At 68.0% G+C, this 14,773-nt stretch carries 14 protein-coding genes and 4 pseudogenes; 10 read left to right on the top strand and 8 right to left on the bottom strand.

What is annotated here, in order from left to right; translation table 11 throughout:
- The first annotated feature begins 198 nt into the window (after positions 1-198).
- The gene (locus ABZV34_RS34335; RefSeq protein WP_356285581.1) at positions 199-411 is read left to right on the top strand and encodes a hypothetical protein; all 213 of its coding nucleotides are present in this window, start codon (positions 199-201) and stop codon (positions 409-411) included.
- 114 nt (positions 412-525) lie between these two features.
- Here ABZV34_RS34335 and ABZV34_RS34330 read toward each other — a convergent pair whose 3' ends face one another.
- From ABZV34_RS34330 to ABZV34_RS34320, 3 genes are all read right to left on the bottom strand, one after another.
- The gene (locus ABZV34_RS34330; RefSeq protein WP_079403197.1) at positions 526-915 is read right to left on the bottom strand and encodes a hypothetical protein; all 390 of its coding nucleotides are present in this window, start codon (positions 913-915) and stop codon (positions 526-528) included.
- A 181-nt stretch (positions 916-1,096) separates the two neighbouring features.
- On the bottom strand, positions 1,097-1,405 hold the full coding sequence (locus tag ABZV34_RS34325) for a transposase (protein ID WP_356285578.1): 309 nt from the start codon (positions 1,403-1,405) through the stop codon (positions 1,097-1,099).
- 197 nt (positions 1,406-1,602) lie between these two features.
- On the bottom strand, positions 1,603-1,968 hold the full coding sequence (locus ABZV34_RS34320; protein WP_356285575.1) for a winged helix-turn-helix domain-containing protein: 366 nt from the start codon (positions 1,966-1,968) through the stop codon (positions 1,603-1,605).
- A gap of 297 nt (positions 1,969-2,265) precedes the next feature.
- On the opposite strand from ABZV34_RS34320, the gene ABZV34_RS34315 reads away from it, so the two are divergent.
- A complete protein-coding gene (locus ABZV34_RS34315) occupies positions 2,266-4,548 on the top strand; it encodes a S8 family serine peptidase (RefSeq protein WP_356285572.1) in 2,283 nt (760 codons plus the stop codon).
- Complete coding sequence (locus ABZV34_RS34310; protein WP_356285569.1) at positions 4,458-5,996, top strand: PA domain-containing protein; 1,539 nt, start codon at positions 4,458-4,460, stop codon at positions 5,994-5,996. The genes ABZV34_RS34315 and ABZV34_RS34310 overlap by 91 nt, the downstream gene beginning before the upstream one ends.
- Positions 5,997-6,493: 497 nt before the next feature.
- Here the strand turns inward: ABZV34_RS34310 and ABZV34_RS34305 are convergent, their stop codons facing one another.
- A complete protein-coding gene (locus ABZV34_RS34305; protein WP_356285566.1) occupies positions 6,494-7,186 on the bottom strand; it encodes a transposase family protein in 693 nt (230 codons plus the stop codon).
- 79 nt (positions 7,187-7,265) lie between these two features.
- A complete protein-coding gene (locus ABZV34_RS34300; RefSeq protein ID WP_356285563.1) occupies positions 7,266-7,499 on the bottom strand; it encodes a hypothetical protein in 234 nt (77 codons plus the stop codon).
- A gap of 91 nt (positions 7,500-7,590) precedes the next feature.
- On the opposite strand from ABZV34_RS34300, the gene ABZV34_RS34295 reads away from it, so the two are divergent.
- Positions 7,591-8,088 carry a low temperature requirement protein A gene (locus tag ABZV34_RS34295; protein ID WP_356285560.1) on the top strand — a complete coding sequence of 166 codons (498 nt, stop codon included), beginning with the start codon at positions 7,591-7,593 and terminating at the stop codon, positions 8,086-8,088.
- Positions 8,089-8,188: 100 nt separating this feature from the next.
- On the opposite strand, the gene ABZV34_RS34290 is transcribed toward ABZV34_RS34295, so the two are convergent.
- Complete coding sequence (locus ABZV34_RS34290) at positions 8,189-8,932, bottom strand: hypothetical protein (RefSeq protein ID WP_356285557.1); 744 nt, start codon at positions 8,930-8,932, stop codon at positions 8,189-8,191.
- A 104-nt stretch (positions 8,933-9,036) separates the two neighbouring features.
- On the opposite strand from ABZV34_RS34290, the gene ABZV34_RS34285 reads away from it, so the two are divergent.
- The 3 genes and pseudogenes from ABZV34_RS34285 to ABZV34_RS34275 form a co-directional block, all read left to right on the top strand.
- A complete protein-coding gene (locus ABZV34_RS34285) occupies positions 9,037-9,699 on the top strand; it encodes a TetR/AcrR family transcriptional regulator (RefSeq protein ID WP_356285554.1) in 663 nt (220 codons plus the stop codon).
- Between the two features lie 220 nt (positions 9,700-9,919).
- Complete coding sequence (locus ABZV34_RS34280) at positions 9,920-10,363, top strand: 3'-5' exonuclease (RefSeq protein ID WP_356285551.1); 444 nt, start codon at positions 9,920-9,922, stop codon at positions 10,361-10,363.
- Between the two features lie 250 nt (positions 10,364-10,613).
- Positions 10,614-11,111 (top strand): annotated as a pseudogene (locus tag ABZV34_RS34275) (IS5 family transposase); the annotation flags it as partial.
- Between the two features lie 479 nt (positions 11,112-11,590).
- On the opposite strand, the gene ABZV34_RS34270 reads toward ABZV34_RS34275, so the two are convergent.
- Entirely contained in the window at positions 11,591-11,917 is a 327-nt protein-coding gene (locus ABZV34_RS34270; protein WP_356285584.1) for a DUF6247 family protein, read from the bottom strand.
- Between the two features lie 792 nt (positions 11,918-12,709).
- Positions 12,710-12,997, bottom strand: a pseudogene (locus tag ABZV34_RS34265) (ISAzo13 family transposase); the annotation flags it as partial.
- A 637-nt stretch (positions 12,998-13,634) separates the two neighbouring features.
- Here ABZV34_RS34265 and ABZV34_RS34260 point away from each other — a divergent pair.
- The 3 genes and pseudogenes from ABZV34_RS34260 to ABZV34_RS34250 form a co-directional block, all read left to right on the top strand.
- Positions 13,635-13,823: a DUF6381 family protein gene (locus ABZV34_RS34260; RefSeq protein ID WP_356285548.1), complete on the top strand. Its 189-nt coding sequence runs from the start codon at positions 13,635-13,637 to the stop codon at positions 13,821-13,823.
- A gap of 139 nt (positions 13,824-13,962) precedes the next feature.
- A pseudogene (locus ABZV34_RS34255) lies at positions 13,963-14,377 on the top strand (SRPBCC family protein); the annotation flags it as partial.
- A 121-nt stretch (positions 14,378-14,498) separates the two neighbouring features.
- Positions 14,499-14,681, top strand: a pseudogene (locus ABZV34_RS34250) (FAD-dependent oxidoreductase); the annotation flags it as partial.
- Positions 14,682-14,773: the final 92 nt, after the last annotated feature.

Raw genomic sequence — 14,773 nt, 5'->3', positions numbered from 1 at the left:
CTGGTGACCAGAACGACAAGAGCCGTATGACGAGAGATTGTCACGTACGGATCTGCGAGGGCCGAGGGGTGAGAATCCCCTCGGCTACTCGGCGGGGAGGCCCCCACCTCCGGCACCAGCGCTGGCCACATACCCGCAACCCTCACGTGTTCATGAGCTCGCAGACCGCGCACCCAGGCCCCGGTCACAACCGGCTGGATGCAGCCTCTGCTGCGCGGCCTCCCGGTCACCGCCCAGCAACTTCGCGAGGACCGAATCCTCGAAGAGGCCGCCGTCACCGGCGCTGACCCGCAGCACCTATGCGCGGTGTTCAACATCACTCCGGAGACCGGACTCCGCTACACCCGCTTCTTCCACCCCGACCCCACGGACAGCGACGACGCATCCGGCTGCAACATGGAGACATCGTGACCAACCGCCACGCTCACCTGCTCGCCGCCATCGTCGAGCTCGGCGGTGAGCTGGAGCTCCCAGCTACCCGTAACGGGCGCTTCAGGGGCGCGGTCATCCCAGAAGGCTGCGCGGTCAGCGCCGGCCGCCGCCGATGCGGCGGTCGTCGGCCAGTGCGGTAAGCGGGCCGAACTCGCGGGCAAGCTGGTTCCACGTCAGAACCTCGCCACAGCGGGCCGGGAACTCCTTCGGGTTGAACTCGGGCATGGTCCAGGTGCCAGTGCCCCGGTCCCGCAGCCACAGGTCCCCGTCACCGTCGACCACAGTCGGCGGGACCGGTACGGGCTCGGCCTGATCGGTGGGCTCCCAGGTGACCCGGCCCGGGTGGGAAACGCGGCGCAGCTCGGTGGTGGCCAGCCGCGCGGCCAAGTCACGGGTGGACTCTTCGGCGTCCTTGACCGACGCGAGTCGGAATGCGTCGTCAAGTACGGGCAGGGCTGGATTCTTGCTGCGCTTTGAACTCATACGCTGACTACCTCCGGTGGGGGGCGTCACATCCGTTATGGCACCCCGTAGAGGAACACGGTATCCGAGGCGGGAGCCGGGCCGGCTACGACCACTGTCCAGGTGGAGGCGCTGGCACACAGGGCGGTGAGACTAATCGCGTAATTGGCTTTCTCCGCGTGGATGAACCGGCATATCGCGCTCACCGGTCGCTCTCCCTCGCGAAGAAGGCGGTCGCTTTTTTCAGGATCTCGATCGTCTTCGCCTGCTCGGCGGTCAGCTTCCGCAGCCGCTTCAGCTCCTCGTCTCGATCGTCGGCGGGCCGTACCGCGCCGGGTTCCGATCCGCCCTCCGGGGCAGTGCGGGCCTTCTTCACCCAGCCCCGCAGTGACTCCGAGCTGATCCCCAACTCGCGGGCGACCGCAGTGACCGTCCGGCCCGACGACCGCACGAGCTCGATCGCGTCCCGCTTGTACTCGTCCGAGTACCGATTCGTGTATTTGCTTCCCACCTGGCACTGCTTCCTCTGGGACCTCAGATCCCAGTCTCCAGGCGTCCAAGATCAAGGGGAAGCTTCACTCCGCGCCGGCCCCAGGTCCGTCCCCTGGGCGGCCTGCGGGTGAACCCGGCTTCGTCCTCGAAAAGACGTAGCCCCCGCAGGCCGCCCGCGCCTTTTTACCTCCGCCCAGGTCGCCTCCCGCCACGCACTCACGTCGCCTCCCGCCACGCACTCACGGCCTGCTGATCACGCTCGGCCACGCATCTGGCCGGCATCTGCGGGCTGAAGCCGAGCCGGTGCATCAGCCTCGTGGCACCCGAGACGCTGTAAGAGACGTGGAACTTCCGGCCGATCAGCGTGGCCACCCTCGATGCGGTCGACACCTGGTCCTCCACCCAGCCGTGCACGGCCGGCCCCTGCTCCAGATATGCGGCCAGCTTCTCCAGACACCCCGGGGACAGGCGGCACCGTGATCCGCTCGGACCGCGGGAGGCCAGTCCCCGCACACCGTCCTCCCGCCACAACTGGTGCCACTGATAGGCCGACTTCACGCTCACCCGCTCAGCCGCCTGCATCCGTACCGACTCCCGACGCTGACGCCCCGCAGGAGCGAGCCCGCCCCCATCCGCATATCTCACACACCACGGATACAGTCACCCACCCACACCCATCAGGGACTTCGCAAAGATTCACCCCAACGAGCTGAGGTCAGTAAGCGAATTACCAGCGATGGCGCAGATGCGACATGGCCATAAAGCGACGCCCCTGGACCGCCATCTGAAACCCACTCTGGCCCATCATCAGGTGCCCGTTCTTCGGTTCCCTGAGGAGTAACTTTGCCCAGCGTTCCCATACCCAGACCAGGTCCGGTCGTGCTTGCCGCGATCGCCGCTCTGACGATGGGGGTCATACCGGCCACCGCCGTGACGCCCGCCGACCAGGCCGCTCCGCGGCTGCCCGCCCACGCGGCGCATCAGCCGACCTCGCGCACCGTCACCCTGATCACCGGTGACAAGGTGACGGTCAGCACTGGTGCCGACGGCAGGGTCACCCGCTCCGTGCAGGACGTGAACGGCCGACTCGCCGGCATCACGACCTACAAGGTCGGCAAGGACATCTACATGTACCCGGACGCCGCCGTTCGGTACATCGCCGCAGGGAAGCTGGACCGCGAACTCTTCAACGTCACCAAGCTGCTGGCGGACGGCTACGGGGACGAGCAGAGCAACAGCCTGCCCCTGATCGTCACCTACACCGACGCCGCCGTCCGCGCGCGGACCCAGGCCGTGCCGCCCGGCGCCACCAGGACCCTCACTCTGAGCAGCATTCAGGGCGCGGCGCTCTCGGAGTCGCGGTCGAAGGCCGCCGACTTCTGGGACTCACTCACCGGCGGAACCGCGACGGCGAGCGGTCGCAGCGCCGACGCCAAGCTCCAACTGCACAGCGGGATCGCGAGGGTCTGGCTGGACGGGAAGGTCAAGGCCGCTCTGGCCGACACCACCGCGCAGATCGGCGCACCGCAGGTGTGGGCGGGCGGTGACACCGGCCAGGGTGTGGACGTGGCCGTGCTGGACACCGGTGTGGACACGCAGCACCCCGACATGGTCGGCCAGGTGGCTGCGAGCACGAGCTTCGTGCCCGACCAGGACGTCGAGGATCACAACGGTCACGGCACCCACGTCGCCTCGACCATCGCCGGCACCGGTGCCGCCTCCGACGGCACGGAGAAGGGTGTCGCGCCCGGCGCGCGCCTGCACATCGGCAAGGTGCTGGACAATGAAGGCAGCGGGCAGGACTCCTGGGTGCTGGCCGGTATGGAGTGGGCCGCCCGCGACCAGCACGCCAGGGTCATCAGCATGAGCCTCGGCGCCGGGCCCACCGACGGCCACGACCCGTTGAGCGAGGCCGTGAACCAGCTCAGCGCCGAGACCGGTGCGCTGTTCACCATCGCGGCCGGCAATGGCGGCCCGCACTCCGTCTCGACGCCCAGTGTCGCCGACGCCGCGCTGTCCGTCGGCGCGGTGGACACCTCGGACACCCTCGCCGAGTTCTCCAGCACTGGCCCCCGTCAGGGCGATGCCGGCCTGAAGCCGGAGCTGACCGCACCCGGCGTCAATGTGCTGGCGGCCCGCTCGCAGTACGCCGAAGACGGCACAGGCTATTACCAGACGCTGAGCGGGACATCGATGGCCACCCCACACGTCGCGGGCGCCGCCGCGCTGCTCGCCCAGGCCCACCCGGACTGGACCGGTCAGCAGCTCAAGGACGGCCTGGTCAGCAGCACCAAGGCAACGCCCCAGTACACCGCGTACGAGGGCGGCAGCGGCCGCCTCGACGTCGCCGCCGCCGTCAAGGGCACGGTGTTCGCCACCGGCAGTGTGTTCGGCGGCTACCGCGACCGCTCGGCGCCGTCCGGTGGCAAGTCCGAGAAGGAGGTGACGTACACCAACACCGCGGGCACCCCGGTCACCCTCGACCTGGCGGTCCAGGTACCTGCTGCCCCCGCGGGCGCGTTCTCGCTGTCCGCTCAGAAGGTGACCGTCCCCGCTCACGGCAGCAGCAAGGTCACCCTCACCACCAACTTCGACCTGGTGAAGGGCGACACCACGACCTCGGGACAGATCCTCGCCACCGGTCCGTCCGGCGCGCTGCTGGCTCACACCCTGATCGGCGCCTACGTGCAGGCCCCGCGCTTCACCCTCACGATCAACGGCAAGGACCGCAGCGGCCACCCGCTGAGCGGTGATGTGTACCTGATCAGCGACAAGGTCTCCATGGGCCCGCTGCTTCTGGACGACTCGGGCACCGGCACAGTCGACGTGCCTGCGGGCAAGTACCTCGTGACCCTGGAGGGCGATGTCCAGGGCGTTCACGGGGCGCACTCCAAGGGCAAGGCGATCCTGACCGCTCCCGAGGTCGTCGTCGACAAGGACACCGCGGTGGACCTGGACGCTTCCAAGGCGAAGCAGGTCTCCGTCCGGACCCCGCAGGAGAGCACCCCCGCCGACACTCGCATTGACCTCTACCGCACGTTCGACAGCGGGAACTGGCTGTTCATGCAGCGGTGGCCCGCCAAGGGGTACGACAGCGTCTGGGCCCTGCCCACCAAGCCGGTCACCGCGGGCACCTCGGGTTCGGCTGCGACTGGCGTCTGACGGAGCCGGCCCTGACGGTCGCGTCCGGCACGCACGCCTTCGACGACCTGATCGTCGCGCGCGGAGCGACCCCGCTCAAGGAAGGCAGCCGCCAGTACAAGGCCGTCTATGCCGGTGAGGGCGCCGCCGCCGCGTACGCCGGGCTCGATGCCGCGGGCAAGGCCGTCGTGGTCCGGCGCAGCGATGCCGTCGGGCCGGCCGAGCAGGCCGAGCAGGCCGCCAAGGCCGGTGCGAAGCTGCTGCTGGTCGTCAACGACGGCGACGGCCGCCTGGACCCGTGGGACTCCGACCTCGACAACCCGTACGCCGAGACCGGGAACCCGCCTCCCCTGACTGTGGCCTCGCTCACCGCGGACGAGGGCAACGAGCTGATCGCCCAGATCAAGCCGGGCCGGAGCACGGCGCTCCAGGTGACCTCCCACCCGACCACGGACTACCTCTACGACATCGGCCAGCACTGGGCCGCGATCCCGGCGGACCCCACCTACCAGCCGCGGAGCAGCGACCTCAACCGGGTGGATGTCTCCTTCCGCAACAACCGCCCCGCGCGGGCCCTGGAATACCGTTCCGCGGTGTGGCAAGGCTTCTACGGATCCAACCCCTTGCCCACCCCCGCCCAAGCCGAGCGCACCGACTGGGTGTCGCGCGACACGGACTGGGTGGAAGCGGCCATGGTGAACCAGCAGCTGCAGATCAGCAGCGACTACGTGAAGCGGTACCCGAGCGGCACGACCTCGCACCTGGAGTACTTCGGGCCGATCCAGCGTCCCCGGTCGAACGGCAACTTCGTGCCGGTGCGGGTGGGCGACCAGGTGCTGGCGGTCATCCCGGGCTGGGGCGACTCCGAGCCCGGGCACGTCGGCAGAACCCTGAACAACACCGGTGTCCACAACAGTGTGAAGATGTACCAGGTGCTCCCCGACGGTGATCCGCTCCTGCTCAGGAACTCCACCACCGACACCATCGGCAGCCCTCGGTACCCCCTCACGCTGGACAGCGCCGAGAAACTGCCGTACCGCCTGGTCTCGGAGAACGCCCGGGACTTCTGGGAGAACGACTACTCGGTCACGACCAGGACCGAGTGGGACTTCACCTCCGGGCAGCCCGCACCCGGCACCTACGCCGTTCTGCCGCTGATCCAGCTCGACTACACGGTCGAGGGCATGAACGCCGCCGGCAAGACGGGCCGCCGCGCCGCCATCACCGTCATTCCCTCGCACCTTGCGGGCGGTCCGAGCTCCGACACCATCGGAACGATCGGCCTCGACATCTCCTACGACGACGGCGCCACCTGGCAGCACGCAGCCCTGACCCGCTCCGCAGCGGGCTGGAGCACTCACCTGAACGCCCCCACCAAGGCCAAGTTCGTGACCCTGCGCACCAGCGCCGCCGACAACCAGGGCGACACCGTCACGCAGAAGATCAGCCGGGCCTTCGGCCTGAAGTAGGTACCCACCGGATCAGCCCTGGCTGACCGACCCGGGGCGGGACCGCATCCAGCGGTCCCGCCCCCTCGGATTGTCGGGGAGCCAGTCGGGACCGGCGCGGTGGGAGTCGCTCCCCGACCGGTCCCCGCCCCTTCCCACCCCGCGTGCGGCCGCGCACCTTCCCGATCGCGTGGCCGCCGAGGGAAGGCGGACAGGCTCCGCCGGGACCCGACGTTCTCGTGTAGGGCTCGAAAAGTCATCGCTGCAGGTGGCCGCGGTGGGGGCAGGTTCGGCTGCCACCCTGGTTCTGGCTGGCAGCCATCCCAAACCTGATACCTCGTCACCATTGAGAAGTTTCCATCCTGATTTCGCAGGTCACGGCGCTGGTGTGGGGTCGGGATGACGTACTCGGGCTGGTTGGGAGCGAGATCGTCTGTGGGTGATCGTCGGTCACCTGTGGACCTCGCTATTCGCCAGGACGAGCAGGGCCCGCAAGAGCGTGGTCGCGTGCCGGGTGTTCATCCGAACCTTGGTGAGGATCCGCCACGAATGAGGTTCGCGAAGCCGTGTTCGCAGGTGGCTCGTTCGCGGCTGAGCAGGCGGTTCGCTTCCTTCTCGGCGGTGGTGAGCTGGTGGTTGCGGGTGGCCTTGCGGCCGGTGATGACCACCGGGTTGTCGTCGGGGTCGTCGTCCAGGCCGACGAAGCCGAGGTCGGCCAGGGCGCCGAGGCCGACTTCCCGGAGATGGCGGGTGAGCTTGTTGTGGCGGGCGGTGGTGATCTCGCTGGACCGTCCGGGCTTGGCCGAAGAGATCCAGATCAGGTTGCCCTTCTCGGTGCGGCGGCGGGTGCGGATGAGGCTACCGTCCAGCAGGACCACGACACCGCCCTTGGAGGCGATCTTCTTCAGTGCGCGGTCCAGACGCGGGGCCCGGGCGGAGAGCAGGCCGATCACTTCCAGCACCCAGCTGCGCAGGGTGGATGCGGCGATGTCGTTGCCGCCGGCCAGATCGGCGAGCCGCTGGTCATGTCGGAGATGAGCGAGAACGAGGACAGCCTGCAGGCCAGGGACGGCCTTCCGCCAGCGGGTGCCCACCTGCTTGCGGCGGGCACGTATGAGTCCCGCGATCAGATCGATGGTCCGCCTCGACACCGGCAGGCGAACCTGGTAGACAGCTTCCTGAGGGCCCTCGGCGGGCTTGGTTTTCGTCACAGAAACCCCAACATCCGCCAGGGGCCCTCGTGTTACTATCGGAATCAGCCCGTCCGCGCCTCCCGTCCAGGCCGGAGTGTCACGGTGGTCCGTAGCGGCCCGACGGTGTGCGGTGCAGCCAGCCCCGGTTGGCGAGCCGCTTCAGCTTGCCCCGCATCGGCTCGGTCTGCTGCGGCCTGGTGTCCATCCCGAGTGCCTCGCACACCTGCCGCGTCATCACTGGCTGATCCTCCGCACCGGCCACGACCTGCAGGATCCGTCGGTAGTCCTCGGGCAGGTCGTCCTCGCTCACGCCGTCGGCACGGTGCGGCACCAGTAGCATCCCGCCGGCCCCGGACGCCGTCTCCACCCGCGCGGGCCCGGCCGGCTCCACCACCGGATCGGGAGCCGGAACCGGTGAATCGGTGGTGCAGGTTGTCAACGCCGCGTCCGATGCGCGGTACGGCATCGGTCTGTTGGCTACCGCAATCGCGTCGTTCGTGTTGGTGGCGGGCATGTTCGGCCTGTCCGTCGTGTTCGGATACGCCGGCTTGCCACACTTGCGCGCCGGCCGCATCTCCACCCGCGCCGCCCTTGGCCTGCACTGCCTGGTCACCGGCGTCGTTGCCACCATGGGCGTGTCTCTGTCATCGGTGGTCAGCCACGGCTCCGATTCGCTGCCCGACGATGGCCGCTGGCTGTTGTGCGGCGCGGTGGCGGCCTACTTCACCCTCGGCGTGGTCACCGGCGTCGCCAGCCGCAGCTCGGATGCGCAGAGGACGATCTCGCGGATTATCACCGGCATCGCGCTCCCACTCTTGCTCGGCCTGCTCGCCACCGACGTCAGCGGCCGGGCCCTCGTGGTCTGCCTGGCCCTGGTAGTACTCGCCCACCTCCCGGGCGCGGTCGCAGGAATGCACTGACTGCTGCGGGGAGTCGTCACTGATGGTGCGCCGACCGGGTGGGGTGAGCTTGCAGGCCATTGCGGCGAGCGACCGGTATCCGCGGAACTGGCAGGCCTGGCTAGTCGGCTTGCCGGGGTCGTTCGCCGACGATGGCGCGGAGCGAGGCCATCGTTGTCCGCGGGCGTTGTTGGAGGTCACGGTCGGGGTGAAGCATCGGGCGGGCCAGGGCGTGGACCAGGGCGCCGAGGACGAAGCCGTAGGCCGCTACCAGTCCGTGGCCGTTGGACTGGGCGAACCACAGCGCGAGGCCCAGGACTGGCACCGCGAGTGCGAGCAGTCGCTGCTTCGGCGCGCCGGTGTCGGCGCCGCGACGCAGCAGGAGAGCGGCGGCCAGAGTCGCGGCGAGGAAGTAGGTGGCGCCCGAACTCCCGGCGAAATTGCGCGGATCGGAACTGGCGCGGTCAGACGCGCCGAAGAGAGAGTCGATGTGCTGTGGCAGGAGGATGCCCGCGGCGAAGAGGCCCGCCATCAAGGGCGCGCCCCAGAACCATTCCGCCAGCGCGGCGATGACGGCGAGGGTGGCGATATTCCACACCGCCCCGAGGAAGCCGCCGTTCTGCATGAAGACGGACGTAACCACGCGCCACCAGCCCGACTTGGCCGGGTCGCTGTCGAACGCGTCCATAGCCCCCGACCAGCAGAGCTGGGTGGCCACTGCGGTGAGCGCAATCGTACTCAGCCCGGTGGCGGCCCAAGGGAGGCGGCGCCGGCCCACCGTGTTCTCGCCGATCAGGGCTATACCGGCCTTGAACATCAGCACCATCAGTCCCGCTGTGGTCACGTTGAACAGCAGCGCGCCCATCGTCACCCCCCCTTCCAACACCGTTTGAAATGCGTCTGTCGTCACATTAGCCTCGCTCATGACGAGATTCAAACAGCGTTGGAAAACTGGCGTAGTCTGTCGTCATGAAGCTGACCGCAGACCGGATCATCGACGCGGGGATGGCCGTCTTCGCCGAATCTGGGTACGGCGGGTTGTCTATGCGTCAGGTGGCGCAACGACTCGACACGTACGCCGGGAGCCTCTACTACCACGTCCCCAGCAAGGCCGCCCTGCTGCAGTTGATGGCGGACCGTCTGGCCCGGCAGGCCTACGACGCCGGTAGCGCCGCACTCGCCGCTCTGCCCGAGCAGGCCGACTGGACGGCCAGAGTGGAGGCCCAGGCCGCCTCCCTGCGCAGCAGCATCCGTCAGCATCCAGGCGGAGCCGCCTTGTTCGCCGACAGTCCGAAAGTGCTCAGCACAGGCGCCCTGTCACTGATGGAACGACTGCTGCAGAACCTGGCCGACGCGGGAGTACCCGAGGCCCACCGCGGCATCGCCGCCGATGCGCTGCTCAGCCATGTCACAGGCTTCGTCCTGCAGGAACAGGGCAACCCCCCCGCGCTACCAGTCACCGAACAGCAGGCCGCCGATCTCCACGAGCAGTACCCGCTGACCCTCGCCGCCGCGTCCACCCACGACGAGGACGAGAAGTTCACCCTGAGCGTGCGGCTGCTCTGTGCCGGCATCGAGACGCTGATCCAGCAGCCTGCCACCCCTACGCGCCCAGGCCGGCACCTGTCCTGATTGCCGAACTCGGTGAAGACCTGAACTGAACCGCCCCGGGGCTGATGCACGCTTCAGACTGTGCGAGCTGGGTGGAGCTGAGTTGCTTGGTTTCAGGCTGCTACGGCACGTGAGTCAGTAGCTGCGGCGGCCCCGTCTTCGCGTACGCAGGGCAGCTCTCACCAGTGCATTCTTCTGTTCAGGACTATGAGCAGACTGTGACTTCCGGCATCATCACCGGATGAGCGAGGGCGTCGTGCCCGCCGCCGTCCCCGCTGCTCGGAAGGCGCCACCTTTGTTCGTCCCGACCTATCTGACCCGTCGGCCCGATGGGCTCGATCCCCGCGCGCTCCAGTACACCGTTGTGGACTTGGAGACCACCGGCACACGGACCGCTCATGGGGACCGGGTGTGTGAGGTCGCGGCAATCCGCATGCGTGCCGACGGCACGGTGCTGGAGGAGATGTCGACCCTGGTGCACCCCGAGCGGCCGATCCCCGCCGGCAGCAGGCAGATCCACGGCATCGATGACGACATGGTGGCTGAAGCCCCGCGGTTCGCCGAGATCGCCGGCACACTCCTCAACATGATGCGGGACACAGTCGTCGTGACCCACAACCGCTCCTTCGACGAGGAATGGTTCGGGGCGCCGAGTGCTCAGTATTCGCGAACTCAGGCGTTTTAGTCGGCGACTACATCGGAGACAGCACCCGAGCCGAAATCGCCTACGCCCGGTCGCTGGGCAAGCCCGTGCGGTTCACGCACCCCGGAGTCGCCCCTGACGCCTGACCGCCCGCTGCCACCTCGACAACCAGGGCCGGCAGCCCGCAGCCTGACCGTCTCGCGGTGGCTTCGGCCGCCGCCCAACCCACACCCTCCGCAGGCATCCCTTGGAATTGATCATCTAGTAGCGGGGCCTGGCCGCGTGAAACGACGCCAGCGTGTGGGACGCGCTGCACTTGGTGCTGCTGAAGAAGCTGCGTGCTGCGGACAAGCTGGACTGGTCACGGGCGGTGATCGACTCCTCTCACGTCAGGGCGGCCCGACGCGGCCCAAAAGTGGACCAAGCCCGGTCGACCGCGCACGACTGGGCAGTAAGCACCACGTACTCACCGACGCCCAGGGCATCTCGCTCGCGGTGTCGCTGACCGGTGGAAACCGTGGGCGACGTCACGCAGTTGCTACCTTTGGTGGACAACGTTCCGCCCGTGGCCGGACGCGTCGGCCGGCCCAGACGCCGTCCCGACGCACTGCTCGCCGACCGCGGCTACGACCACGACAAGTACCTTCGCCAGCTCTGGCAACGCGGTATCCGCCCTGTCATCGACGTGGAACACGGCTCCGGCCTCGGCATTTTCCGTTGAGTGGTCGAGAGGACGATCGACTGGCTGCACGGCTTCCGCCGACTACGCATCCGCTGGGAACGGTGGGCACGTGCTGGGCGGGAAAGGGTGTAGCGTCACGCTCTTCGCCCGGCCCACGGTGCGGAGTCCCGGTAGATAGCCGTCATGCTCGATCAGCCTGTCCCCGACCCGTACGAGCTCATCGACGAGATTCGACTCGAACGAGTGCGCATCAGGCGTGTTTCGGATCTACTGCCAGATGCACTCGTCGATGACGATTTGTGGGTCTGCCGTGCGAGGTGTGAAAACATACCGCAGCCATCCCCGTCCATGATCGAAGTACAGGACGTGAGCGCCGCTCGGGCGCGTGGACTGGACGGGTTCGACACTCATGCCAGCGGGAAGGTCTGCAGCTGCATCGAGGCCCCGGAAGTACGGGTTCTTGGCGATGACCAACTCAGCCCGAGCAGCGTCAACTAGGGTGCGGGCCGATGCTGGGAGGGCGTTTCTATTGTCTTCGGCTTCCTTCGTCCAGTCTGCCTGCCAGGGCGGTCCCATGAATCCGTCGGTCACTGGCCGGGTTCCGCCCCACTGGCTTCGCGGCGCAGTCGTCCCGCTTCCTCTACGAGGCTCTTAGCTCGGGCGTTATCCGTGGCTTGGTGAGCCTCGTCCTCCAGGCTGTGGACTTTGGTCTCGAGCTGGGGGTCCCGGGCGAGGGCGAATTCTGCCCACCAGCGGGCCATGAAGGCCGGCACGGGGGCTAGATCGTAGGTGTCGGCGATCTTCTCACGCCAGTTACGGTCGAAGTCGGGCAGGAGCTTGGGCGTGTACCGTGCGATAGCGGCGCGCAGTGCCTTGGGTGTGCGTTCGGGCATGCGGGGAACGGACCCCTCCATGCCCGCGGTGGAAGCGGTCACTGTGCGTGCTCCTTTGCGGCGGCGGTGAGATCAGGCAACTAGGGGTACGACTGTCACGCCTGCGGCGCCATTGCTGTCGGATGGGTGCTGTGCGGTCAGGGCGTCGCGCTGGGCGGTAGTGATCATGCGAGCGTAGGGATGAATGTCGCCACGGGCGTATGCGTCCAGCAGAATCTCGCAGAGGGCGGACATTGAGCGGACCGCGTCCTGTGTGCGTCGCTCGTCGACTCGGGACCACAGATCGTCCGTCGCGAAGACGCTTCGGCCACGGCGATTCCCTGCGTCGGAATCGGGAGTGGCGCGTGGCAAAGGCAACGTTCCGGCGGCGTACTCGGTAAGGGCGCGACGCATGATCCATGTGAGGGTCAGGCCCTCTGACTGAGCCCGTGCTCCGGCAGCTTCCCACACAGTCTTTGCAACATTGGGCGCACGTTCCACCTCTCCGACTGCTGGCATTTCGGACTCCTATCGGCAGCGTTCGACGCTACCGATGCACACGGTACTACGGATCACATCGGTACGGTGCCGGAGTAGTCATGCGGCAGGCGATCCAACTGGAGCGACACCGCCTCCACAACCCCTCTGGCGCCGATGACGACCACACATCTTGGCTGCCGCTGTGACCAAACGGACCTGAACGTCGCCGCCTGCCATCGAGTGCCACCGTCGCCTCCTTCCCCATATGCGCGTTACCGCGAACCGCTCTGCGATGTCGCGCGGCCGCCACCATCCGCAATGCCGGCGGCCGCGCCGACCTCCGCCGATGATCTTGGGCTCGATCAGCGTTTCAAGCGCGGGCAGCAGACCGGGGTCGGTGACCGTCACCGGCCTATGGCCAGCTCCTGGGGACCGGATCCGGCCGGGCGACAAGGGACGCGCGGACAGCTCGGCGATCCCACGCGCAATCGTGGTCGTACTGGAACCAGAAGCGGCCGCAACCAGGGCGATCCCGCCACGACCAAGCGCGACAGCTTCGCTGGCCAGGTAGATCCGACGGCGCCGTTCGTCGATATGGGGAAGGAACTGATCGAACGAAGACCTCACGCCCGGCAGCAGCAGCGCCCGGCCGGACGCCGGGCATCCTGGGCAGCCTCTTCAGCGACGATGCGTCCGCGGTGACGAGGGCCGTTCCTGGCGCGGCCCGGAACTTGCCGCGGCCAATGGACACCTTGACCTGGCAGAAGCCCCCGCCATGGAGGATGCGGACGACGACGCGCGGTGAGCGCATGGCATGGGGCCCGGCGCCTCTCGCCGCTCGGCGGATCCGCCCAGGCGTCCCACCACGGTCGGTGGTCGTGCCATGCGGAGTGGTCCTCGTTCCACTGCTCGCGGGCCCAGGACCGCTCCGCTTCTGCGTGTGGATGGGCGTCGTGACCAACGGGCGGGCGGTGGATCCCTTGCAGCGGACGGAAAGACGGTCTTCGCGCACTCTGAGCCGGCCTGCCAAAGAGGTTCGGGCGGCGAGCGTCGTCTCGCTCGTTGTTGACAGCCCTGCCGATTTGCCCACCAGGTCATCGGATTGATGGCCTGATCCGCCGATTTCGTCTACCTCGGTCTGGGTCGGGCCGCGGCCGCAGGCGCCGGCCCCACGCGGACTGGACTTCCCGGGAGCGTCCTTACGCATTCCGGAATGCGCGGACCTGAGGGGGCTGCTTTGCTGGTGAGGCCTGCTCTCCTCGTCCATGAAGGAGTATCCATGAGCGCCGCAGATTCTTCCCGTGACTCTGCCCAGCAAATGCGTCAGAAGGCTCAGAAGCTGGAAGATGCTGCCGAGACTGCCTCGGACCCCAAGGAGCGCGAGCAACTGCAGGCCAAAGCCCGTAAACTGCGCAAGCAGAGCGAGCAGCAGGGCGGCGCGCCTGAGGGACTCGACCCCATGATCTGACTTCCCCGAGACCGGCTGGCGAACCGTCGGATGCCCTGCCCGCAACACTGCGTGGCATTGTGCTGGGGCTGGGGCTGGGCCCCGGCCTAGCGTGGGAACGCGCGGCGAGCGACGCGACACTTGAACGGCGGAGGAACGCATGGCCGTACGCCACCGTCTGATCAGGAAGTCCCCCAGGGAGGTCTGGGATGTTCTGTCCGACGCCGCACGCTACGGGGACTGGGTCGTCGGCACCTCACAGGCCGAGCCGGACGATGGCCCGAAATGGGGGCTGTCCTCCGCTACGAGATCAAGTTCGGGCCGATCAGCCTGCACAATCGGACTCTCGTACGCCGCAGCGAACCGCCCACCGTCCTCGAACTGGAGGCGGACAGCGGGCATTGAGGACCGCGAGAATCGCGATGGAACTACGGCCCTGGGGTGAACACACCCTGATCATTTTCGACGAGCACCCGTTGCGTGGCACGGGAGGCGCCCTGCACAACGGCCTCCTGGAGATGGCGCAACAGGTGCGGCACCGCGCGATGCTGGGGCGCCTTGCCCGGCTGTGCGAAGGGATGCGGACCCGGCCGACGCCACCCCTGAGCAACTGTTTCTACGCGGGACCTGAGCCGGTACCGAGACTGAAGACAGCCGCCTACAGGGGGCGGCGCCGTCCATCCAGGGGAGCGATTCATGCCGGACGCCGTAGTGATCGGTGCGGGCCCCAATGGGCTGGTCGCCGCGAACCTCCTGGCTGACGCGGGCTGGAGCGTGGAGGTCCTGGAGGCCCAGGGTGAGCCCGGAGGAGCGGTCCGGCACGACCGCGGGGTCGACACGGACTTCGCCGGCGACCTCTTCAGCGCCTTCTATCCTCTAGTGCGTTGTCCACGAACGTTTGCCGGGGTTGTTTAGGCGGCTTGAGGCCGTGGCCGTCCCCAGCGTTGCTGGCGTTCGCTGCGGACCTTGGC

This window comes from Streptomyces sp. NPDC005195, from assembly GCF_040608315.1.
GTDB classification, from domain to species: Bacteria; Actinomycetota; Actinomycetes; order Streptomycetales; family Streptomycetaceae; genus Streptomyces; species Streptomyces kaempferi.
This window is presented reverse-complemented; position numbering and strand designations above follow the sequence as displayed.